Origin of the sequence: Paraburkholderia lebeckiae (assembly GCF_050436225.1) — a bacterium.
Lineage (GTDB): Bacteria > Pseudomonadota > Gammaproteobacteria > Burkholderiales > Burkholderiaceae > Paraburkholderia > Paraburkholderia tuberum.
On sequence record NZ_JBNDLU010000001.1, the window covers coordinates 119537 to 142268 of the forward strand.

The 22732-nt window shown below is 62.4% G+C and carries 18 protein-coding genes and 2 pseudogenes; 15 read left to right on the top strand and 5 right to left on the bottom strand.

What is annotated here, in order from left to right:
- The first annotated feature begins 7 nt into the window (after positions 1-7).
- From dmpE to OKW45_RS00565, 7 genes are all read left to right on the top strand, one after another.
- Positions 8-832 (top strand): 2-oxopent-4-enoate hydratase, encoded by an 825-nt coding sequence (gene dmpE, locus OKW45_RS00535; protein WP_184062073.1) that lies wholly within the window; start codon positions 8-10, stop codon positions 830-832.
- Positions 829-1617, top strand: coding sequence for a 2-oxo-3-hexenedioate decarboxylase (gene dmpH, locus OKW45_RS00540; RefSeq protein WP_018424338.1), 789 nt, complete (start codon positions 829-831; stop codon positions 1615-1617). Before dmpE ends, dmpH begins: the two co-directional genes overlap by 4 nt.
- A 31-nt stretch (positions 1618-1648) precedes the next feature.
- Complete coding sequence (thmT, locus tag OKW45_RS00545) at positions 1649-1840, top strand: 2-hydroxymuconate tautomerase (protein ID WP_018424339.1); 192 nt, start codon at positions 1649-1651, stop codon at positions 1838-1840.
- A gap of 28 nt (positions 1841-1868) precedes the next feature.
- Positions 1869-2828 carry an acetaldehyde dehydrogenase (acetylating) gene (locus tag OKW45_RS00550; RefSeq protein ID WP_429465188.1) on the top strand — a complete coding sequence of 320 codons (960 nt, stop codon included), beginning with the start codon at positions 1869-1871 and terminating at the stop codon, positions 2826-2828.
- A 20-nt stretch (positions 2829-2848) separates the two neighbouring features.
- Positions 2849-3856 carry a 4-hydroxy-2-oxovalerate aldolase gene (gene dmpG, locus OKW45_RS00555; protein WP_018424341.1) on the top strand — a complete coding sequence of 336 codons (1008 nt, stop codon included), beginning with the start codon at positions 2849-2851 and terminating at the stop codon, positions 3854-3856.
- A 71-nt stretch (positions 3857-3927) separates the two neighbouring features.
- Entirely contained in the window at positions 3928-4830 is a 903-nt protein-coding gene (locus OKW45_RS00560; RefSeq protein WP_429465190.1) for a SphA family protein, read from the top strand.
- 48 nt (positions 4831-4878) lie between these two features.
- Positions 4879-5706, top strand: coding sequence for an alpha/beta fold hydrolase (locus OKW45_RS00565; RefSeq protein ID WP_429465192.1), 828 nt, complete (start codon positions 4879-4881; stop codon positions 5704-5706).
- Between the two features lie 692 nt (positions 5707-6398).
- On the opposite strand, the gene OKW45_RS00570 is transcribed toward OKW45_RS00565, so the two are convergent.
- Positions 6399-7316 (bottom strand): AraC family transcriptional regulator, encoded by a 918-nt coding sequence (locus OKW45_RS00570; protein WP_429465194.1) that lies wholly within the window; start codon positions 7314-7316, stop codon positions 6399-6401.
- A gap of 94 nt (positions 7317-7410) precedes the next feature.
- On the opposite strand from OKW45_RS00570, the gene OKW45_RS00575 reads away from it, so the two are divergent.
- Positions 7411-8160, top strand: a complete 750-nt coding sequence (locus OKW45_RS00575; protein WP_429465195.1) for an SDR family oxidoreductase — start codon at positions 7411-7413, stop codon at positions 8158-8160.
- Positions 8161-8244: 84 nt separating this feature from the next.
- A complete protein-coding gene (locus OKW45_RS00580; RefSeq protein ID WP_429465197.1) occupies positions 8245-9003 on the top strand; it encodes an SDR family oxidoreductase in 759 nt (252 codons plus the stop codon).
- Between the two features lie 473 nt (positions 9004-9476).
- Here OKW45_RS00580 and OKW45_RS00585 read toward each other — a convergent pair whose 3' ends face one another.
- On the bottom strand, positions 9477-10061 hold the full coding sequence (locus OKW45_RS00585; RefSeq protein ID WP_018424348.1) for a TetR/AcrR family transcriptional regulator: 585 nt from the start codon (positions 10059-10061) through the stop codon (positions 9477-9479).
- Positions 10062-10164: 103 nt separating this feature from the next.
- Between OKW45_RS00585 and OKW45_RS00590 the strand changes: the two genes are divergently transcribed.
- From OKW45_RS00590 to OKW45_RS00615, 6 genes and pseudogenes are all read left to right on the top strand, one after another.
- The gene (locus tag OKW45_RS00590) at positions 10165-10815 is read left to right on the top strand and encodes an NADPH-dependent F420 reductase (RefSeq protein ID WP_429465199.1); all 651 of its coding nucleotides are present in this window, start codon (positions 10165-10167) and stop codon (positions 10813-10815) included.
- Between the two features lie 52 nt (positions 10816-10867).
- Positions 10868-11809 carry an SDR family oxidoreductase gene (locus OKW45_RS00595; protein WP_429465201.1) on the top strand — a complete coding sequence of 314 codons (942 nt, stop codon included), beginning with the start codon at positions 10868-10870 and terminating at the stop codon, positions 11807-11809.
- Between the two features lie 83 nt (positions 11810-11892).
- Positions 11893-12513: an NADPH-dependent F420 reductase gene (locus tag OKW45_RS00600; RefSeq protein WP_429465203.1), complete on the top strand. Its 621-nt coding sequence runs from the start codon at positions 11893-11895 to the stop codon at positions 12511-12513.
- 73 nt (positions 12514-12586) lie between these two features.
- Complete coding sequence (locus OKW45_RS00605; protein ID WP_018424352.1) at positions 12587-12988, top strand: nuclear transport factor 2 family protein; 402 nt, start codon at positions 12587-12589, stop codon at positions 12986-12988.
- Positions 12989-13061: 73 nt separating this feature from the next.
- Positions 13062-13272, top strand: a pseudogene (locus OKW45_RS00610) (LysR family transcriptional regulator); the annotation flags it as partial.
- Between the two features lie 302 nt (positions 13273-13574).
- Positions 13575-13838: pseudogene (locus tag OKW45_RS00615) on the top strand (transposase); the annotation flags it as partial.
- A gap of 350 nt (positions 13839-14188) precedes the next feature.
- On the opposite strand, the gene OKW45_RS00620 reads toward OKW45_RS00615, so the two are convergent.
- The 3 genes from OKW45_RS00620 to OKW45_RS00630 form a co-directional block, all read right to left on the bottom strand.
- Positions 14189-15244: an alpha/beta hydrolase gene (locus OKW45_RS00620; protein ID WP_429465204.1), complete on the bottom strand. Its 1056-nt coding sequence runs from the start codon at positions 15242-15244 to the stop codon at positions 14189-14191.
- 486 nt (positions 15245-15730) lie between these two features.
- On the bottom strand, positions 15731-16927 hold the full coding sequence (locus OKW45_RS00625) for a porin (protein WP_429465206.1): 1197 nt from the start codon (positions 16925-16927) through the stop codon (positions 15731-15733).
- A gap of 233 nt (positions 16928-17160) precedes the next feature.
- Positions 17161-22716: a trifunctional serine/threonine-protein kinase/ATP-binding protein/sensor histidine kinase gene (locus OKW45_RS00630; protein WP_429465208.1), complete on the bottom strand. Its 5556-nt coding sequence runs from the start codon at positions 22714-22716 to the stop codon at positions 17161-17163.
- Positions 22717-22732 lie beyond the last annotated feature (16 nt).

A 22732-nucleotide genomic window follows, 5' to 3' on the forward strand; every position in this document is an offset into this window, starting at 1 on the left:
GGCTGAGATGAATCCGCTAAAAACAGAAGGGCTCGCGCCCGAAGCGATCGAGCGCTACGGCGACGAACTCTATCGCGCGTTGCGTCATGCCGAGCCGGTTGCGCCGCTGACCGCACGCGAACCCGGCATCACGATCGACGACGCCTACCGTATCCAGTTGCGGATGATTGAACGCCGCATCGCGCTCGGCGGCGAACGAGTGATCGGCAAGAAGATCGGCGTGACGAGCGAAGCGGTGATGAACATGCTCGACGTGCGCCAGCCGGACTTCGGGCATCTCACGTCGGCGATGGTGTTCGCGGACGGCGCCGCGATTGACGTGTCGCAACTGATCGCGCCGAAGGCCGAGGGCGAAATCGCGTTCGTGCTGAAACACGACCTTGCGGGGCCGGGCGTGACGAATGCGGACGTATTGCGTGCCACCGAGGCCGTACTGCCGTGCTTCGAGATCGTCGACTCGCGTATTCGCGACTGGAAGATCCGCATTCAGGACACCGTGGCCGACAACGCGTCGTCGGGCGTATTCGTGCTCGGCGATCAGGCGATCGACCCGCGCGAACTCGATCTCGCACTGGTCGGCATGACGCTCGAAAAGAACGGCGAGATAGCGGCAACCGGCGCGGGCGCAGCGGCGCTCGGGCATCCGGCCAACGCGGTGGCGTGGCTCGCGAACACCCTCGGCCGGCTCGGCATGACGCTCAAAGCGGGCGAGGTGATTCTGTCCGGCTCGCTCGCGGCAATGGTGCCGGTGACGGCGGGCGACTCGCTGCGGATCAGTCTCGGCGGCATCGGCAGCGCGTCGGTGCGTTTCATTCAGGGAGAAAAACCATGACGCTCGATCAAACGACGATCGACGCCCTCGCGCATCGGCTCGACGAAGCTGAACTGCAACGGGAGGCGATCACCAAGATCACCGACGCGTATCCGCAGATCGACTGGGCCGACGCGTATGCGATCCAGGATTCGCTGCGTGCCCGCAAGGAAGCGCGCGGCATGAAAGTCGCGGGCTTGAAGATGGGCCTCACGTCGCACGCGAAGATGCGCCAGATGGGTGTGACAGACCCGGTCTACGGCTTTCTCACCGACTACGGTTCGTGCATGGACGGCGCGGCAATCGACACGTCGTCGCTGATCCACCCGAAAGTGGAAGCGGAAATCGCGTTTGTGACGAAGCATCCGCTTGCAGGTCCCGGCTGCCACATCGGCACCGTGCTGGCCGCAACAGACTTTGTGCTGCCCGCGGTGGAAGTGATCGACTCGCGCTACGAAAACTTCCGCTTCGACCTGAAGAGCGTAATTGCCGACAACACATCGTCGGCGCGCTTCGTGACGGGGGGCCGGCATCGCAGCGCCGCCGGTCTCGACCTGAAGAATCTTGGCGTGGTGCTGGAGAAAAACGGTGAAATCGTCGCGACGGCGTCGGGCGCGGCGGTGCTCGGCCATCCGGCCGCCAGCGTCGCGATGCTCGCCAACATGCTCGGCGCGCGCGGCAAGGCCATTCCCGCGGGCACGTTGATCCTGACCGGCGGCGTGACCGAGGCCATTGCAGTTGCCGCCGGCGATTCGGTCACCGCGCGCTTCCAGCATCTTGGCAGCGTGTCAATGCGCTTCGTCTGAGCGAAGCGCGCCTGCATAAACGGAGACATTCATGCCCATCATCAACGTTCATCTCATGGAAGGCCGGACCGACGAACAGAAGGCGCGTTTGATCGGCGCACTGACCGACGCCGCCATCGAATCCATCGGCGCGCCGCGCGAATCGGTGCGCGTGCTGCTGATCGAAATCCCGAAGACGCACTTCGGGATTGGCGGCAAAACCGCATTCGAACTCGGGCGCTAGTGCGCCACGCATCAAAGGAAATCTGACCATGTCAAACGTGCACGGCGCATCGGCGCCGCAAAAAGTCGCCATCATCGGCTCCGGCAACATCGGTACCGACCTGATGATCAAGATCCTGCGTCACGGCAAACATGTTGCGATGGGCGCGCTCGTCGGTATCGATCCGCAGTCGGACGGCCTCGCGCGCGCGCAACGTCTCGGCGTGCCGACGACCGCGGGCGGCATCGACGGCCTGCTCGCCATGTCGAACTTCGGCGACATCCGCATCGCGTTCGACGCCACTTCGGCCGGCGCGCACAAGCATCACAACGCGCTGCTGCAGGCGCACGGCGTCAAGGTCATCGACCTGACGCCCGCCGCAATCGGCCCGTATGTGATTCCGTCGATCAATCTCGACGAGCAGCTCGACGCGCCCAACATCAACATGGTGACGTGCGGCGGCCAGGCGACGATTCCGATGGTCAACGCGGTATCGCGTGTGGCGAAGGTCCACTACGCGGAGATCGTTGCGTCGATTTCCAGCCGCTCTGCCGGTCCAGGCACGCGCGCCAACATCGACGAATTCACCGAAACCACGTCGAAGGCGATCGAGGTGCTCGGCGGTGCGACGCGCGGCAAGGCGATCATCGTTCTGAACCCGGCCGAACCGCCGCTCATCATGCGCGACACCGTCTTCACGCTGTCCGATCCCGCGGATCGCGACGCCATTGAAGCGAGCGTCGCCGCGATGGCCGAGCGTGTGCAGCGTTACGTGCCGGGTTATCGGCTCAAGCAGCGCGTGCAGTTCGATCTGTTCGACGCAAGCCAGCCGCTGAACGTGCCGGGCTTCGGCCCGATCACGGGACTGAAGACCTCGGTCTTTCTCGAAGTGGAGGGCGCCGCGCACTATCTGCCGGCCTATGCGGGCAACCTCGACATCATGACCTCGGCCGCGCTCGCGTGCGCCGAACGTATCGCCGAAACGCGGCTCGCGCCGCTCGCGGCCTGATCGCGCAACGGAGCGACACCATGCATAACCGCAAACTCTATATTTCCGACGTGACACTGCGCGACGGCAGCCACGCGATCCGTCATCAATACAGCATCGCGAACATGAAGGCGATCGCGCGCGCACTCGACGATGCGCGCGTCGATTCAATCGAGGTCGCACACGGCGACGGACTCTGCGGATCGAGCTTCAACTACGGCTTCGGCGCGCACAGCGACGTCGAATGGATTGCGGCCGTCGCTGAAACGGTCAGCCACGCGAAGGTCGCGACGCTGCTGCTGCCGGGCGTCGGCACCGTCCACGATCTGCGCAACGCCTACGATGCGGGCGCGCGCATTGTGCGCGTCGCGACGCATTGCACCGAGGCGGATGTGTCGAAGCAGCATATCGAGCACGCGCGCGAACTCGGCATGGACACCGTCGGCTTTCTGATGATGAGCCACATGACGACGCCCGCCGCATTGGCGCAGCAGGCAAAGCTGATGGAAAGCTATGGCGCGACCTGCGTCTATGTCGTGGACTCGGGCGGCGCACTGTCGATGGACGGCGTGCGCGAGCGCTTCCGCGCCTTCAAGGACGTGTTGAAGCCCGGCACCCAGACCGGCATGCACGCGCACCACAACCTGTCGCTCGGCGTGGCGAATTCGATTGTCGCGGTCGAGGAGGGCTGCGACCGGATCGACGCATCGCTGGCGGGCATGGGTGCGGGGGCGGGCAACGCGCCGCTCGAAGTGTTTATCGCGGCGGCGGACCGGCTTGGGTGGAATCACGGCTGCGATGTGTACGGCCTGCTCGACGCAGCCGATGACATCGTGCGTCCGTTGCAGGATCGGCCGGTGCGTGTCGACCGCGAAACGCTGGCGCTTGGCTATGCGGGCGTCTATTCGAGCTTCCTGCGGCACGCCGAGGCGACCGCCGGGAAATACGGTCTGAAGACGATCGATATTCTTGTGGAGCTGGGCCGGCGGCGCATGGTCGGCGGGCAGGAAGACATGATCGTCGATGTCGCGCTCGATCTGAAGAAGTAACCCCGTTGCGGGCGGCCGCCAGGCCGTCCACCCGCAAAGGCTCACGAAAACAATATCAAGGAGACAGCAAGATGGAAGTTCGAATCGCGTTCAGGCGAGGGATGCTGCTGGCCGGCATTTGCGCCGCACTCAGCACCAACGTGCACGCCACCGAAGGCGGCAGCGACACGATAGGCGAGGGCGCCGAGGCCTTTTTCGCCGGAGCGTTTCCGCCCGCGGGTGTGTATGGACTGCTGTACTACACGCATTACTTCGCGTCGCGCTTCAACGACTCGCACGGCAACAGTTCTGTGCCAGGGTTCAAGCTGAATGCCGACGTGCTGATTCCGAGGCTCCTGTACATGTCGAATCTGTCGCTGCTCGGCGGGCGCTTCGGCGCGTATGTGGTGCTGCCGATGGAGCATCTGTCGCTGGACGCGGGAGGCGCGTCGTTCGATCGCACCAATCTCGGCGATCTGATCGTGAGCCCAGCGTTAATCGCGTGGGGCGATGGTTCCCTGCGAACGGTGGGCGCGCTCGAATTCGTGCTGCCGACCGGACAGTATGACAAGAACGCAGCGCTAAACACCGGCAAGCACTATTACACGGTGAGACCGATATTCGGCGTCAGCTGGTTTCCGGCCCCCGGACTGGAGATGTCGGCGAAGATCACTTACAGCTTTAACTCGATGAACACCGCGACCGACTACCACTCGGGCCAACTGTTCCACGTCGACTATGGCGCGAGCTACGCGGTGACGACAAAGGCGCGGGTCGGCATTGCGGGCTATTTCGTCAAGCAGACCACGGACGACACGCAATATGGCGCGTCGGTGAACGGCGACGGTTTTCGCGGTCAGGCCTTCGCAATCGGCCCGGGGTTTCGCTACGAGTTTGCGAAGGGGAGCGTGGACGTGCGTGTGGTGAAGGAGCTTTTCGTGAGAAACAGACCGGCGGGCGAGGCGGTGTGGGCGCGCGCTGTCATCCCGTTCTGACAATCAATCAATGCCGCCGCCAGGAAGGCGACGGCCAAGGAGTTCACCATGACACAGCAACACGATCCTGAAATCGGCCTGCGGATTCGCGCGGCGGGCCTCGACACGAATTATCACGACGTCGGCGCCGGCGAACCGGTGTTGCTGATTCACGGCTCGGGGCCCGGGGTCACCGCGTGGGCAAACTGGCGTCTTACAATCCCAGCGCTCGCCCGTACGCGCCGCGTGATCGCACCCGACATGGCGGGTTTCGGCTACACGGAGCGCCGCGCGGGCACACATTACGACATGGATCTGTGGGTGAACCACTTGGTCGGTCTGCTGGACGCGCTTGACATCGAGCGCACCGACCTGGTCGGCAACTCGTTCGGCGGTGCCCTCGCGCTGGCAATGGCCGTGCGTCATCCGGAGCGCGTGCGCAAGCTAGTGCTGATGGGTGCAGCGGGTGTGCGCTTCGATCTGACGCCGGGGCTCGATGCAGTGTGGGGCTATGAGCCAACGGTCGCGAACATGCAAAGCATTATGAACGTGTTCGCGTTCGATCGTTCACGCCTCACGCCCGAGTTGGCGGAGTCGCGCTATCGGGCCAGCATCCGGCCCGGCTATCAGGAGTCGTTTTCCGCGATGTTTCCGGCGCCGCGGCAACGCTGGGTCGATGCGCTCGCGTGTCACGAACATGAACTGGGCGAGGTCCGACAATCGACGTTGATCGTGCATGGCCGCGACGATCAGGTGATTCCGCTCGCCAACTCGCTGCGGCTGCTCGAACTCATCGGCCCGTCGCAATTGCACGTCTTCGGTCAATGCGGGCACTGGACGCAGATCGAACATGGCGATGCGTTCAATCAGTTGGTCGACAATTTTCTGGTGGGTTAGAAAAGCTGGCGAGGCGGTCGATCCTCAGTGCGGCAAGACGGGCGCCGCCAGAAAGCTCCGGCGTAGTCGCGTATGTGGTGTGTCACGCCGTTCAGCCTATGGGGTTGCCCTGCCGACGAAGAACTGCCGCGTGCGGTTCACATGATCAGTGTCGACGCTGAGCTCGCAGGAGCACTGCTTGTCCAGACGAGGCGCCATCCTTTTCCATCGCGTCAAGTAAACGGGCAGATAGAGAAACTGACCCAATCGTGACGCCACGGAGCCGACTTTTCAAGCGTGACAAACGATTATCTGCGGTCGCTCGGCATCGCGCGTTTGCTTTTCTCGCAAGCGGCCATTCGCTATAAGCAAGTTCCAAAGGAAGATGAATGTCCGCAACATGGCCGATGAGCGGGCAGTGGCGATCTTCGCGTCAATGGCAGTTCCACCTTCGGAAGCTGTCATTCGACTGATGAGCATCTGTAGGTCCGCTCCGGGTCGGCACATGCCTTTTGCATTGCACGCGCGGCCAGGATGAGCGTCGCGCTCGGTCGTCGGGCGCGGATCGGCCACCTGCGGTCATACATCGGCCGTAGACGCCAGACATTCAGACATTCGATGGGCTGTAGCGGTCTCGATAACGGACATTCCTGGTGAGTGCGGATCGCATAGGGACGCGCGTCCGCATCTGAGAACAGCCTATTTGAGCCGCCTCATGCGCCGTTCGCGACCGCCTGCACCTCGCGCGCATACTGCGTGGGCGGCCGACCGACGTGCCGCGTGAAGGCGACGCTGAAGGTGCTGGCTGAACTGTAGCCGATGCGCTGCGCAATCTCGGCGATGCGGCCTTCATTGCGACGCAGCAGGTCCTTCGCGAGTGCCATGCGCCAAGTGAGCAGGTATTCCATCGGCGCGATGCCGACCGTGCGACTGAAGCGCTCGAAAAAGGCCGAGCGCGAGAGTGCGGCCTCCTTCGCGAGTTCAGCAACGGTCCAGGCGCGTGTCGGATGTTCGTGCATCCCGCGGATCGCGGCCGCGAGGCGGCCATCGGAAAGCCCGCGCACCAGGCCCGGCGACGCATTAGTCTGTGCCGCGGACCGCAGCGCTTCGATGAGCAGCACTTCCAGCAGTCGTGCGAGCACGACCTCGCGCGCGGGCCGCTGCTCCCGTGTTTCCTCTCGCACCAGTTGCACGAGCGTGGCCAGCCGCTGTTCGCCGCGCACATGCACGAGTTGCGGGAGCAGCGAGACCAGCAGCGATGCATCCGGTGAGCCGAAACTGCAGTGGCCGGCCACCATGTGCGCGTCGATGGGGCGATCGGGGTCGCCGATTCTGAATTCGCCGTCGCCCAGCGCGGCGGGCGGCCGCGTCTCGACGCCCGGCGATGGCGGCTCGAGGCTCGACATCGCTACGCCGTAAGCCGCGGGAATCAGGACAAAGTCGCCTGACAGGAGCTCGATGGCCTCATGTCCGTCGATCGCGATGCGGCAGCAGCCCTCGAGAATCACGCAATAGAACGGCTGGCCGGCGACCGAGCGGCAAATGTGCCAGGGACTCGCGCCGTGGACGAGCTTGGAGAACCGGGCGCCCGGCTGCAGCAGCGTCACGACTTCGGCCAACGGGTCGATCATTGCCGGACTCCTGCAAATGAAATTCGGATGATCGATTGTAGCAAGTACGGCCTTGGCGATTTATCGTACGGACACACGCCCTACAGGAGTCCCCATGAAAACCGTACTGATCACCGGCTGCTCTTCCGGATTCGGCCTCGAGATCGCCCGTTACTTCCTCGCGCGCGACTGGCACGTCATCGCCACAATGCGCATGCCGCGCGCGGATGTGCTGCCGCCCGCCGACGGTCTGCGCGTGCTTGCGCTCGACATCACGGACCCGGACAGCATTCGCGCGACTGTCGAGGCCGCAGGGCCGATCGACGTCCTCGTCAACAACGCGGGGTTCGGCGCGGCGTCCCCGGCCGAATTAACCCCGATCGCCACGGTACGCGAAATTTTTGAAACCAACGCTTTCGGCACGATCGCATTGACGCAAGCGGTGCTGCCCCAATTCCGCCAGCGCAGGGCCGGTGTGATCGTGAACGTCACGTCGAGCGTGACGCTGAAGGCCCTGCCCCTGATTGCGGCATACCGTGCGAGCAAGGCGGCGGTGAACGCATTCACCGAATCGATGGCGCTGGAGCTCGAGCAGTTCGGCGTACAGGTGCGGCTGGTGCTGCCGGGACGTGCGCCCGAAACCCGCTTCGGAGACAACGCGCGCGCCCACATGCATGGCCTCGACCACGAAGCCTATGCGGACCTTGTCAAGGACGTTTTCGCGCGGATGCTGGATGCGTCCGCCCCGACCACCCGGGCGCAGGACGTCGCCGAAGCGGTGTGGCGCGCAGCGACCGATCCGTCGGCGCCGATGCGCCTCCCGGCCGGCGCCGATGCCGAAGCCTGGGCGGCCGAGACTCGCTAACCCGCCAGTTGCATCGCGCTGAGCTGAACTGAAAAACGGAACTGGCTTTTGCGCGCTAAAGCGCAACACCACAAGGAGATTGCCATGCAGGACAAACCCGTCGCCCTGGTCACCGGGGCCAATCAAGGCATCGGCCTTCAGATCGCCAAGGATCTCGCGGCACACGGCTTCACTGTGCTGGTCGGGTCGCGCAATCTCGAGCGCGGCGAGGCTGCGGCCAAGGAGGTGGGGCCGGACGGCCACGCGCTCCAGCTCGACGTGACGGATCAGGCTTCGGTCACAGCCGCGGCGGAGCGCGTAAGCAACGCGTTCGGCCGCCTCGACGTGCTGATCCAGAACGCCGCCATTTCGAACACGAAAAAGCGATCCGGTCAGTCCGTCGAGGAGTACGCGAAAACGACCCGCCCGGGCAACGTGTCCCTCGATGAGATGCGCGCGGTGTGGGACACCAACGTGTTCGGCGTGCTCGCCGTTTATCAGGCGATGCTGCCTCTTCTGCGCGCGACGCCGGGCGCCCGCATCGTCAACGTGTCGAGCGGCGTTGGGTCGCTAACGACGAACTCGGACCCGGCCTTCGCCTACCGTGCGATCTTCGGCCCCGTCTATCCGGCGTCCAAAACGGCTCTCAATGCCTTGACGGTCGCCATGGCGATCGAGCTGGAACCGGACGGGATCAAGGTCAACGCTGTCTCCCCGGGCTTTACCAAAACGAACCTCAACGGCTATTTGGGCACCGAGACCGTCGAGGAAGGCGCTCGCGAAGCGGTGCGCGTCGCGCTGCTGGGCCCGGACAGCCCAACAGGGACGTTCACGCGCTGGGAGAATGAAACGATCCCGTGGTGAGGGAGTCGCGGGCGATCGGAGGGATTGATGGATCAGGCCAGGGCGGTTGCAAATCGGCCGTTCGCCTGAACAATCGGTCACTGCGCTGCGTTTGGCCGTCATCGGATTGATGTCGGCTGAGGGCCACTCGGCAAATTCGATGAGGCGACTGGCAGTTGCACCTCGGAAGCAGCCGTTGCTGTGGCGCGAGTTCGAGCGGCGGCTCGGGGTCGCGTGCTGTCGATCGCTGGCTGACGAGGTTTAACCTGCATATGCAAAATCGCATGGGTCGGCACCCGGCCATCAGTTGCCATTCAGCATGCGTGCAGCCTGGACGTTCACACGTCAGCAACACATTCGTGAGCGGCCGTTCGAACCGACGTGGCCCTCTCCACGATTCCCTCCCGCTATCTCGTCTGGCTGTTCGCGAAGTTACCCCTCGCTGCAACCGCTGACGACTACGCTGTGCTCATGCTTTGGTACATGCCGGCAGCTCAAACGTCCTGAGCCTGGGAGGCGTCATTCACTGATCGCTTACTTGTCAGGATTGCGCTCGCGATGATCTGAAAGAGATGATCGGCTCGTGGCGCAAAAGAGGGTAGGTCGATGAGCCAGCCGAGCGCCGCCATCAAGCCGAACATGTCGTCCCCGTTCATATCGGCACGTGCTGTCCCTTCGGCTTGAGCACGCAGCAACAGTCGCGCACTCGCTGAGTGCACCGCTGCGCATGAAGCATAAAGAGCGGAATCCGGGTTCGTGTGAGCGGCCGCCATCAGGGCGACAACGCCCCTGTAGCTTTGGGCGAACGCCTTCCATTCGCGAAACCAGGATACGAGCGCTTCGTCAGGGGAATTCGACGTTTCAAGTTCTTCTGCCTTCTGCGTCAGTGCATCCAGATTCGTGCATAGCAACGCTTCAAACAAAGCTTCCCGTGTCGGAAAGTGACGAAGCAGCGTAGCCAACCCGACATTGGCTCGGCGAGCGATATCGCGCATCGAGGCATCGGCACCATCTTCGATGAGAACCTCACGCGCGATCGTGAGGATGTGGCTGTAATTTTTTTTTGCGTCGGCTCGCATGGGCGTCTCTTGACAAATGGATCATTGATCCATATATTTGGATCAATGATCCACATGGTACAGCAAACCGTACGATTTGGAGAGTACGGGCGTTACCCAACCCATGAAGAGACTGCACATGAGCAACATCAGCATCATCGGAGCCGGCGGCATGGCCGCAGCGATTGGCGGCCTTGCTATCAAGGCTGGGCACACCGTTGAGGTTATGAGTCGCGATGCCGCGAAGGTGCAGACGCTGGTCGAGCAGCTCGGAACTGGTGCGGCGACAGGGACGTTCGGCAACGCGCCGGCCGGCGACATTGTCATCCTGGCGGTTCCCTACACAGTCGCTCTCGACATGGTGAAGCAGTACGGCGAAAAGCTGGCGGGCAAGCTCCTAGTCGATATCACCAATCCGATCAAATCCGACTTCACGGGCTTCTTGACGCCTGATGACAGTTTCGGCTCGCAGGAGATCGCCAAGGTCGCCCCTGCCAATGCGGACATCGTCAAGGCGTCCAACACTCAGTCCTCCCACGTCTTGGCTTCGGGTCCAGTCGAGGGTCACACATTGGACGTGTTCATCGCTGGGGACAACGTGCAGGCGAAGGCGCGCATCTCGACGTTCATCGAGAGCCTCGGACTACGTCCGATGGATACCGGGCCGCTGACTATGGCACGGACGCTGGAGCACGCCTGCATGTTGTGGCTGAGCCTCATGACTCACTCCATCAAGCACACCAACTTCTCCCTGGGCGTCAGCCTTCTAGGCTGAGAGCTCCCGTAGCAATACTTCTCGCATCACATCAACTTAAAGGGACTGCAACATGCACATTTTCGTCACTGGCGGTACCGGCCATTCCGGCCCGTACATCATCTCCGAATTGATCGCCGCCGGACACGAGGTCACTGGCCTCGGCCGGTCGGACACGGCCGCCGCGGCGGTGTCCGCGCTCGGCGCGAAGGTACGTCGCGGCAGCCTGGAGGATCTCGATGGGCTCAAGGAGGCGGCTGCGGACTCCGACGGCGTCATCCACGTCGCGCACAGGCAAGACCTGCTTCCATCCGGCGGACTCGCCGCCGTGGCTGCCGCGGAGGTGCAGATCATGCTTGCCTACGGCGAGGCACTGGCAGGGACCGGAAAGCCGCTGGTCGTGTCGGGCAGCATTGGCTCGCCCGGGTGGGAGGGCTTAGGCCGGCCAGCCACCGAGGAGGACCCGCCCCTTCCCGGCGGCGATGCGTACAAGGGCACCCTGCGGGTTCGCAACATCGTGGAGACGACCGCAATCGGCCTCGCTGAGAAGGGTGTGCGATCGTCGATCGTGCGGATTCCTCCCATCATGCACAGCACGACCGACAAAGCCGGCTTCCTCCCGCTGCTGATCGGGATCGCGAAGGAGAAGGGCGTCATCGGCTATCCCGGAGACGGCACGAACTTGTGGCCGGCCGTGCACGCCCGCGATCTTGCCTCCTTGTTCCGCCTGGCACTGGAGCAGGGTCCGGCTGGCAAGAACTGGCACGCGATTGCCGACGAGGGTATTCCGTTCCGCAAAATCGCCGAGGCCATTGGCAGCCGTTTGAACCTGCCTGCCGCGCCGATTCCCGCGGACGTACTGATGCTGCCGGGATATTTTGGGTTCCTCGCGAATTTGGTCACGCTGGACCTCCCAGCGTCCAACGCTATCACCCGCCAGACCCTCGGCTGGAAGCCCACCCAGCTCAGCCTGCTCGACGATTTGGACAACGGCCATTACTTCCCTGCCGTCTGAATTGAGCTGGGGCAGTGAGCTGGGCCGCAACGGGCCTAGTGGAGAGACTACGGGCAATACCCCAACTTATGAGGAAACAACACATGAGCACTATCAGCATCATCGGAGCAGGAAGCATGGCCGCGGCGATCGGCGGCCGTATCGCCAAGGCTGGACATACCGTCGAGGTGGTCAGCCGCAATCCCGCCAAGGCGCAGGCGCTGGCCGACCAACTCGCGGCCGGAGCGACCACGGGGACGTACGGCACTCCACCGGCGGGCGACATCGTCATCCTTGCCGTGCCGTACACCAGTGCGGCGGCGGCGGTGGCCGATTACGGGGATGCACTCAATGGCAAGGTGATCATCGACATCACTAACCCGGCCGCCCCCGACCTGTCGGGCCTCGTCACCCCCCACGGCAGTTCTGGCGCGCAGGAGATCGCCAAGGGCCTCCCCGCTGGCGCGCGTGTCGTGAAGGGTCTCAACACCATCTTCGGTCATGTGCTTGCCAAGGGTGGACACCTCGATGCGTTCATCGCGGCCGACGATGCAGAGGCGAAGGCACGCGTCTCAACTTTCCTCGAAAGTCTCGGGCTGCGTCCGTTCGATGTCGGAGGCCTGCGGATGGCCCAGACGCTAGAGGCTCTCGGCCTGATGATGATCAGCCTTGCCAAACACGGAGCCGGTACCTGGAACTTCGCGATGAAGGTCGATATCGGCTGACGCGTCGAAACCGCGTCCTCACCACGCGCTCAGTTCGAGCGTGACACGACCCGTGGGAAATGGAGAAATTCCTATGAGTACCGAAAAGAACGTCCAGGCCGTGAAGAACTTCTTCGCCGCGATTGGCCGAGGCGACAGGGAGGGTCTGCTGGCGCTGGTCGCCGAAGACATCGAGTGGATCATTCCGGGTGAGGACTGGCCGCTGGCCGGCACGCATTGCGGACACACCGGATTGGCAGCCTTGCTTCAAAAGGCTTCCAGTGAAATGGAAACCTCATTCCCAGAACCTCCGGAGTTCGTAGCCCAGGGAGACCGGGTGCTGGTTGTTGGCCTCGCCACTGGGAAAGTCAAAGCCACGAACAAAGCCTTCGAGGACCATTTCGTCTACGTCATCACTATTCGTAACGGTAAATTGAAGAACATCCGGGAGTACATCGACACGCAAGCACTGGCGCGGGCCTCCAAGATGGCGTGAGCTCTGGGCCCTGGCCTATGAATACCGGCGGCTCGCGCCCCGGAGCGAGACAGACTCAGGAGGAGCGATACGATTGGAGCTTCGACATCTTCGCCGGTTCGTCGCAGTTGCTGAGGAACTTCATTTTGCGCGAGCAGCGGAGCGACTGCACATTGAACAGTCGCCGCTGTCTCGCGCCATCAGGGAGTTGGAAGAAGACCTTCGTCCAGTTCTTTGCGTGTACTACGCTTAGCACTCGCTTAACTCGTGCAGGCACGCTATTCCTGGAGCATGTGCGTTCGGTCGACGTGAACGTGACGGCTTCATGCCTCCGTTCGCGATATGACGAGCGGCCGTTGTGGCCTCCAAAACCGCCTTGCAGATGCCGTAGATATACTGCCCGCTTCGGGTCGGCAGTACGCATTCGTTGAACTCGGCAGCGGTCATTCGCCTCCGGTCCTCGGCGAGCGACCGGTGAGCAGCAGTGAGCGGGCATATCACCATCGACGCACGAACGCCGGCTTTGGCCGACGACTTGCCCGTCAGTTCACGCCTGATGCACAACACCTTTGACCGACAATAGCCCGCGAGCGAAAGCAGGGAATGTCAATACACGTCCATTGCCTTTGGACGGCGCTGCCGCGAAGCAGGCGTACAGCCGTCGATGGGCACGGCCGGCGATGCCTATGACAACGCGATGTGCGAGTCGTTCTTCGGCACACTCGAAGCCGAACTGCTCTGTCGCGAACACTTCGCGACCCACGAACAGGCACGGCGGCGTCTGTTCTCGTTTCTGGAGAGCTGGTACAACATACGCCGCCTGCACAGCAGCATCGGCTACTGTTCGCCGCTCGAGTTCGAAAACCTGCATGCGCAAGGTCAAAGCTTATTGCCGCGCGGGTTCTCCACCGCCAGGCAGCGTCGTGGTCGTGACAGGCGACCCGCCGCCTGGCCGTGGACCACCCGCGATTCAACCTTATCGGGAGGTGCCACACCGCATTAAACTCAACTGCAGATCTATCCGTCGAACCGGGTCAACCTCATACTTCGTGACCGAGCATTTGCGTTTTGGTCGCCAGAGCCTGCGTCCCGGCGCGCACGATTCCATCGCGATCAGGCAGTGCTCCTGCTGCACGACATAATCCAGAAGTGCCTCGCGGTAATCATCACGGCGCCAGTAGTAACGAGAGGAATGGTGACAGCCCTGTAGAAGAAGCCTGATCAATGACCGAGGTGCCTGTTGAAGAACTCGGTAATTTCACCAAACGCTTCTTTTGTCTCGGGTATGCGGTCATCCATTTGGTACTGCGCGTGCGACATGCCGTCAAAGACCTCGAGTTGTGCATCGACACCCGCCTCCCGAAGCTTCCGATGCACGCGAATGGTGTTGCTGAGCAGCAGGTCCCGGGTTCCCGTGGTCAGGATAGCCGGCGGAAAACCGTGCATGTCTCCGTAGACAGGTGAGAGTAGTGGGTCTTTGAGATCGTGGCCGTGCGCATAGACCACGGCCGCGGCATCGCAGAATCCATCGCGTGACACCAGGACGTTGTCGACCTTCTCATTGGTGTAGAACGAATCGCCAGTCTTCGTGAGGTCCGACATCGGCGTGCCTGGCGCGATCGCGCCGGGCATTTGCAGGCCTTCCTGTTTCGCGCGCAGCATCAGTTCCAGCACCAAAGCACCACCCGCCGAGGTCCCAAAAACGCCCACGTTCTTCGCATCGTTCGACCGCAGTACTGCCTTGTAGACCGTCTCGACATCGTCAAGCGCAGCGGGGAAGTAGCCCTCAGGCGGCATCCGGTAGTCAATAGAAATCACCTTGTAATGCCCCAGGCCCGCCATGATGACGGCTTCGTTCGTGCCCGCCTCGCCCGGGTAAAGCTCATAGCAGCCGCCATGAATGTGAATCAGCACCTTGTCGTGATGATCGGGCGGAATAACATCGGGCGTCACGACGTACACCCTCACACCGTTGATTGTATCGGGCTGCACCGTCACACCGAGGCGTTCCCGCATGGCCGGTTGGGTTTGCATGACCGTGACAGCCTGCGCGTTGGCAGCCACTCTCCATTGCTCGCCCGTGGTCCACAACACATTCCATGCTGGGTTATAGGGCGCCGCGATGAGTTTTTGCAATTCGGGGCTAACATCTGCCGGGATTGGCAGGATCTTTGCGGGCACCTGCCGCGGGGCAAGCGCGTCGTCTCCGGCGAGCGCAACGCCCGAAACACCCACGAATGCAGCGCACGCGAGTACAAACAACTTGGTGAATTTCATGGATGACTTCCGTTTGCTTGCTCAAAGCGCGAGTTTATAAACGATCTCGAATGGTTTCAGGGCGCGAATCCGTCCGAGCTTCTGATCGTCACCGACGCTCATGGTGTGATCTTTTTGTGCTCGATGCCGCGTGGAAATATCACACCATCAAGCCGCTTTCGTCAGCGCTGTGTTCGGCTCGGCGCGATCGGCACGGTCACCCCCAAAAAAAGCCCGCCAGAATGGGCGGGCCAACTGTTTCTCGGAGAACGCTTCTCGGTGACAGGGACTACCGGCAACGTTATCAAGCCTCTCGCGCTCGAATAACGCAGTTGAGGTAGCTTGTCACCCGTCAATACTCGGCTCTCTCCCGGGGAAGCGAATGTTCCGCTCCCACGAATCGAGCCCCAACGATACAAATATCAGTCATCGCCGGGTGAGAAACACTCGTCCCTGCCGCACGCGAATCGCCGCAAGCCCGACGTTCCTCAACCGTTCGATCAGGCCTTAGAAGCGGGTGCGCAGACCAGCGCCCACGACCACCTGGTTCTTCGTTGCCGCAATCCCGCCGACATAGGAGCTTGCGCCTTCAAATGCAGTCAAGCTCGAATTACCCGGTGCCGCCGAGTTCAGACCGCCGCTCAAGTGTGACCAGTTGGCGACTGCGTACACGTCCGTGCGTTTCGACAGGGCGTAATCCGACAACAGGCTGAGCTGATTCCACTTCGGCGATGCCGCGTTCCCAGCATTGTCGAACTTGCCATCGGTGAAGGTGTAAGCTGCGCCTAGGGTCAACGCCGAGGTCAGGCTGTAATGCGCGTTCACTTCATAGTTCGTGAAATGAACATAAGCGGCGTTTGCAGCCGTCAACGTACCGCCGCCGGGGAAAGCGGTTGCGTTGTTCAGCTTGGTGTCCGTGATCACAAAACCAACTTTGGCCGGGCCGAACGTGTAGTTCAAGCCGCCGCCGAAGGTACGCTGACGCCCTGCGGTGAAGTTCTGGTCACCGGTGCCGCTGCCGTTGGCGCTGTTATCAACTGCGCCACTGTTGTTGAGGCTGCTGATGTTGTTGTTGATCTGCGTGTAACCCAACGTCGCAAGAATCGGCCCGTTGTTGTACATGGCACCAAAACTGTACGCACGGTTGTTCGCGAAGCCGCCGGCCTGGTTCGAGAGGCCATACAAGGCGCCGACGGTCAGGCCATAGTAATTCGGGCTCTGGTATTTCACCGCGTTGTTGACGCGGAACGTTCCGAGCATGTTGTCGTTGTCCATCACGTGCGCGAAGGTATTGCCACCTGCGCCGTTGAAGTTTTCCATCGATACATGGCTGACCCAGTCGTACATGAATTCGTTCTGACGACCCATGGTCAGGGTGCCGAACTGGTTGCTCGACAGGCCGACATAAGCGCTTCGGCCGAATTCGCGGCCACCCTGGCCAAGCTTGCCGTTGCTCAGCGTGAAGCCGTTTTCCAGCACGAATAGTGCCTTCAGGCCACCACCCAGATCTTCGGCGCCTCTCAGGCCCCAACGATTGCTTTGCATCATGGCGTCGGTCAGCTTGACATTGCTGTGACCGCCGGTGTTGTTGCTATAGCTAATGCCTTCATCCAGCAGGCCGTACAGGGTGACGCTGCTTTGCGCATGCGCTGCGGTCGTGCCGAGTGCTGCAAGCAGCGTGGCAGACAATACTTTGTACTTCATCAAGACTCTCCATAGCTGAGTGCTCCTCGCAAACAGGGCAGCGTTTGCGGGAGACGAAAGTCTAGCCTTGTATACATAGTGAATTTTTTGAAATATGGACAACGTGTGTTTTATACAAATATGTCAAACATGTAATTTTCACGTCACGGAGCTAACACCCAGGGGTGGTGTGTGTACGGCTTGATAAGTAGCGATCTTCACGCGGCGAATTTTGATGAGCGCGGTGATCGTCCTTAACCGGCTCGCCGTCCCTGAACGCAATGCCTTTCAGCAACCGCTTTAACTTTCTGGTGAGCGCGCACCGTGAATTGAAAGATCGCGCCGCGAGGCTCGTTCGCGTTCGCCCACAATTGGCCGCCGTGTGCCTCGACGATCGAACGGCAGATCGACAGCCCCATGCCCAAACCGGTGGGCTTCGTTGTGTAGAACGAGGCGAAAACATGCTCGGGGGTGCTGTCCGGGGCAAAGCCCGGCCCCGAATCGCGCACCGTCACAAGTACGCAGTCGGCGTCGGCGTTTCCCTTGCTGATCAGCACTTCCCGCGCGCCATCGCTGACGTCGCTCATGGCCTCGATTGCGTTGATGACCAGGTTCAGGAGGACCTGTTGCAATTCGACACGGTCTCCTTCGATGAAGGGCAAGCCGTCTGCAAGTCGCGTCTTCACCGAGGCGCCGTGCTTCACGGTTTCGCCACGGGTGAGCTCGATCACCTCGCGAATCGCCTCGTTGATATCCACCGTTTCCTTGCGTGGTGGCGCCTTCCTGATCAGTTGACGGATCCGTCCGATCACGTCCCCCGCCCGATTACCGTCATTGACGATACGGCGGAGCGCCTGCCGCACCTCCTCGACGTCAGGCGGCTGGGCGTCCAGCCAGCGCAGCGCGGCTGCGGCGTTGGTGACCGTCGCGGCGATCGGCTGGTTGACCTCATGCGCGATTGAGGACGCGAGCTGGCCCATGGTGGCTACGCGGTTCGCATGCGCCAGTTCCATCTGCACTTCACGATAGCGCCGCTCGCTCTCGCGGACTTTTCCCTCCGCCTGCTTGAGCTCGGTCAGATCGAGCACGAAAGCGACACCCGCGCTCCCGCCTTCCTCGAAGACCGCTGCCCCGGTCAGCACAGGCACACGCCTGCCGTCCTTGCGGAAATACTCTTTCTCGAAAGGTTTTAGGGTCCCGGTATTCTTAAGTTCGGCCAGGGCATGTGCGGAGCGGTCGCGTGATTCCGGAGTTGTCAGCTCCGTCCACCGCACGCGACCCGCGACGAGATCTTCACGGTCGTATCCCACGATTCGTAGAAACGCGTCATTGGCCTCGAGAATTGCACCTTCATTGTTCCGGATCACGATGCCGATGATGTTGGCGTCGACCAAACGCCGGATCTGAGCTTCGCGCTCCGCGAGGTCGCGGTATAAGCGGGCATTTTCCAGCGCGATCGCCGCCTGCGAGGCGAGCAGCTTCAACACGGCGATGCGGGCCGGTGCGAAGACGTGGGCCATCAGATTGTTTTCGAGGTAGAGCGCGCCGGTTAGCCTGGCCTGATTCATCAGGGGCAGGCAGAGAATCGAACGGGCACGATGCTGATGGATGTAGGGGTCCGTCGCAAACGGGGGCTGGGCCGCGGCATCGTTGAGAATGACGCTCTCCCGGGTGCGTAGGACATGATAGAGGACCGACTCCGGCAGCACCGCGGCAGTCACCGGCTTCTCGCGCAGCTGCACCCGGGGCGTGTCGCCGCCGGCCGTCGCTTCTGCTGCTATCCGTTGTTCGCCGCCGTCTGGAAGAATCAATAGACCCCGCTCGGCACCGGCCTGTTCAATCGCCGTGCGCATGAGCGTATCGATCAGCTTGTCGAGGACGATGTCGCCCGAGACGGCCTGCGATACCTTGATCACAGTCGTGAGATCGAGATGTTCGACCGGCGCGCCGATTGTGCTCGTCAGGCGCGGCGCGGGCTCTTCCACGCCAAGGTGCGGATACTTCTCCTCAAGTTGCCGCGCCTTCCCGTTGGCTCCCCAACGCAGGTAGCAGGAGTGAGCCTGCCGCAAATACAGGCGCCGAAACTGTTCGAAGCCGCGCGCGGCGTAAAAGCGTGCGGCCACTTCGTACGCGATCGCCTCGTTCTGGACGAAGCCATTGTCGCGCGCCGCGCGGATCGCCTGTTCGTAGAGGCGCATCGCGTCGACATCGCGGCCTTCAAGGCGAGCGATCTCGGCACCTACCAGCGCCGCGCGGTCCTCGAAATTTTCCGGACAGTTGTCCGCCCAAGCCCGGAGCTGGTGATGGTGCGCAACGACAACGTCCAGGTGCTGCTGTCGCGCGCCGGCCGGTTCGCGCTCGCAACAGGCGGCATGGGCCAGCGCACAGTAAAAGCGATGATCCGCGGCTGTGAACAGCAATCGCAAGATGCCCGGATGCACCTGTTCCGCTCTGGCCGCCGCCTGGATGGCAGCGGCAAAGTTGCCCGCATGGAAGTGGGCCTGCAGCTTTCGGGTATGGTAAAGGCAATCGATCCACGCGAACTGCGGGTCACTAGCCAGACGCGTTTCGATCTGGACTTCGTCGAACTGTTCGTCATTGAAAGAGCCGAATGTCGACGTCAGGCCGCGCAGCATCCGAACCAGCCCGAGGTACGATGCGATGGGCTCGACGTGGTGCCCCAATTGCATCTTTTGTGCAAATGCGAGACCGCCCTCGGCTTCGAGTTGGACCTCGATGAGAGGCGTGCCCGCTGCGAGTAGATTGTCGATCAGGTAGAGACCCCTGTACCACCCCATAAACAGCAGATCGCCGCTCCGGTTCGCGATCTCGAAGCCACGGCGCAGCAGATCGCGTGCAGTCCCGACCTGCCTTGCGAATGGAATCAGGTGACTTCCCGCTGCCATATAGGTCCGGGCCTGAAAGCGCGTGAATCCGCGTCGCTCTGCCAGTTCGCAGCCGAGTTGCCCCAGGCGATAGGCCGACTCGTGGTCGCCGAAGTGCGCGCTGGCGACGCAGCCAAACCATGCGTAGGTCGCGCACGAAGCGTCGCTGTTGCCCCGCTCCAGGCTGAGATTGACCGCCCAGCACATGGCGAGGGGATAGAGGTTCTTTTCCGTATGGAATGCAGGCGACACGAGCTTGGTCAGGACCTCCATCGTTGCCAGAGATGCTGGATCGGCCATCAACGGCAGTTCGATCAGATCTTCGATGCTGCGGCGCCCGAGCTGGGACCAGAACCGCTCGTATTCGCGTCGCACGTCCTCCTCTGTCGGCTGCGGCGACCAGTCGACCCCCAAATGCCGGAGATAGTCGAGGCCAACGGCGACGGCGCGGCCGCTCTGACCAAGCGCCGTGTAGAGGTCCAGAAGCAGGCAGGCGACCGACGCACGCTCGACGGTCGTTGCAGCCCGAGGCGAAAGCGCGTTTAACCGGTCTTCTGCGGCTGTCCGGGCACTGCTGAGGAACTCGCATTCGGCCCGGTTCAGCTCCAGCGCAAAGATCAGTTCGTGCCGGCGCTCCCAGCTATCCGTCGCCAACAGCGCCGCACCGGCATTGAGATAGGTGAGCGCCGAGGCGTAAGCGGTGGCCCCCTTGGCGCGCCTGCCCGCGGTCAGATTGAGCTCGGCGAGCTGGTCCCGCTCCTCTTGTTCGGTGATCAGCGCGGCGCCGCGGTTGAGCTGATTGACGATCTCGAAGATCGCCTCCTCCCGTTTCTCGGGGGGCGTCTGCGTCACCAGCAGCCGTCCGATCCGGAGATGGACTTCAGCCCGCAACGTTTCCGGGATCAGTGAATAGGCGGCCTCCTGCACCCGGTCATGGATAAATCTGTAAGAGCCTTCCAGACGCTCGACCAGTTCGTGATGCACCGCCGGCCATAGCGCCGCGTTGACCTGCATCTTCGAGGCGCCGAGAACGATTGAAAGCATCGCGCTCGCGGCCACGTTGCCAAGGCAGGCGAGCTGCTGCAACGCCTCCTGCGCTCCGACCGGCAGGCGGGTCAACCTGCCGGCCATGAGGTCCACCACATTCTCGGTATAACCCTTGGCGTGGATGCGATCGAAATCCCAGCACCAGCACGCCGCGTCATAGTCGAAGGCGAGTAGTGCCTCTTCGGCAAGCAAGTAAAGAAACTGAATCACGAAGAACGGATTGCCAGCGGTCTTCTCATGCACCAGCTGCGCGAGCGCCGCGGCATGCTTCGACTTGCAGTGAAGGGCATCCGCAATCAATTTCTCTATGTGCTCGTGCGCGAGCGGTACGAGCCTGATTTCCGCGATCGTGGCGCCAGTGTTCCTGATGGCCCGAAGTTTGATCATTAGCGGATGCGTGGCATCGACTTCGTTGTCCCGGTAAGCGCCGATCAGCATCAGGTATCGCAGTTCCGAGCGGGTCAGCAGATCCTCGAGCAGATCAAGCGTCGCCGCGTCGAGCCACTGCAGATCATCGAGAAACAGCGCGAGCGGATGTTCCGGGCGGGCAAACACGCCGATGAAGCGCTGGAACACGAGCTGGAATCGGCTTTGCGCCTGCTGCGGGTCGAGCTCCGGGACAGCGATCGGCTCACCGATGATGAGCTTCAGTTCGGGGATGAGATCGGTCATGAGCCGTGCATTCGGGCCCAGCGCCTCCAGAAACGCGCCGCGCCAGCGCGCCAGTTCGGTGTCGCTCTTGCCGAGAAGCGGCCTCACCAGACCTTGAAAAGCCTGCACCAGCGTCGAATAAGGAATGTCGCGTTTGTACTGGTCGAACTTGCCGGAGGCGAAGAGCCCCCGCGGCGGCACCAGCACTTTGTGCAGTTCATTGACGACCGAGGATTTGCCGATGCCGGAATAGCCGGAGACCAGCACCAGTTCGGGCGCGCCGCGTTTGACGACCCGATCGAACGCGGCAACCATGGTGTCGATCTCGCGCTCCCGTCCGTACAGCTTCTCGGGAATCAGCAGCCGGTCGGGGGTGTCGTGTTCGCCCAGCGGGAAGTCGTCGAGCTGGCCATCGCGCTCCCAACTGGTGAGGCAGCGTCGCAGATCCCGCTCGACGCCGACCGCGGTCTGATAGCGCTCCTCGGCGGTCTTGGCGAGCAGCTTCATGACGATCCGGGAGAGCGCAGCGGGGACCGTCTCCAACCGCTCGCCAGGCGGCACCGGCTTTCTGGCGATATGGCAGTGCACCCACTCCATCGGGTCGGCGGCCGTAAACGGCAGCTCGCCGGTGAGCATCTGATAGAGCGTAACGCCGAGCGAATAGAGGTCGCTGCGCGAATCGATCGAGCGATTCATCCGGCCGGTCTGCTCGGGCGCCATGTAGGCGAGGGTGCCGGCGATGGTCTCGGGCGGCTCGGGCGCCCGCCGTTCGCGCGGCAGCCGCGAGGCGAGGCCGAATCCCGTGAGCCGTACCCGTCCGTCCGCGCCGTTCACCAGGATATGGGCGGGCTTGAGATCCTTGTGGACAAGGCCGCGCTGGTGCAGCTTGCCCAGCGCCGCGGCGATGCCGACGGTGAGGCGCAACACGCTGCCCGCCTCCATGGGCGCGCCGAGCAGCCGCCCGAGCGGCTCACCGCCAGGATCCTCGAGCACGAGTAGCGTGCGGCCCTCTTCGCGAACCAGTTCCAATGGCCGCAGCGCCCACGCGCCATCGAGTTCGTCTTTCAGTGCGAATTCATGAGCGAGACGATCGAGGCTCGCCGGCGGCGGAGGTTCGGCGGCAGGCCGCACCATCAGCACGTTGTCGCCGCCGACATCGCCCGGGCGCCGCCCTCGACTGAAGACGCGCTCGCCATCGTCCCACAAGATCTGGAGTCGGTTACTCATCGGCGCCGGAACCATG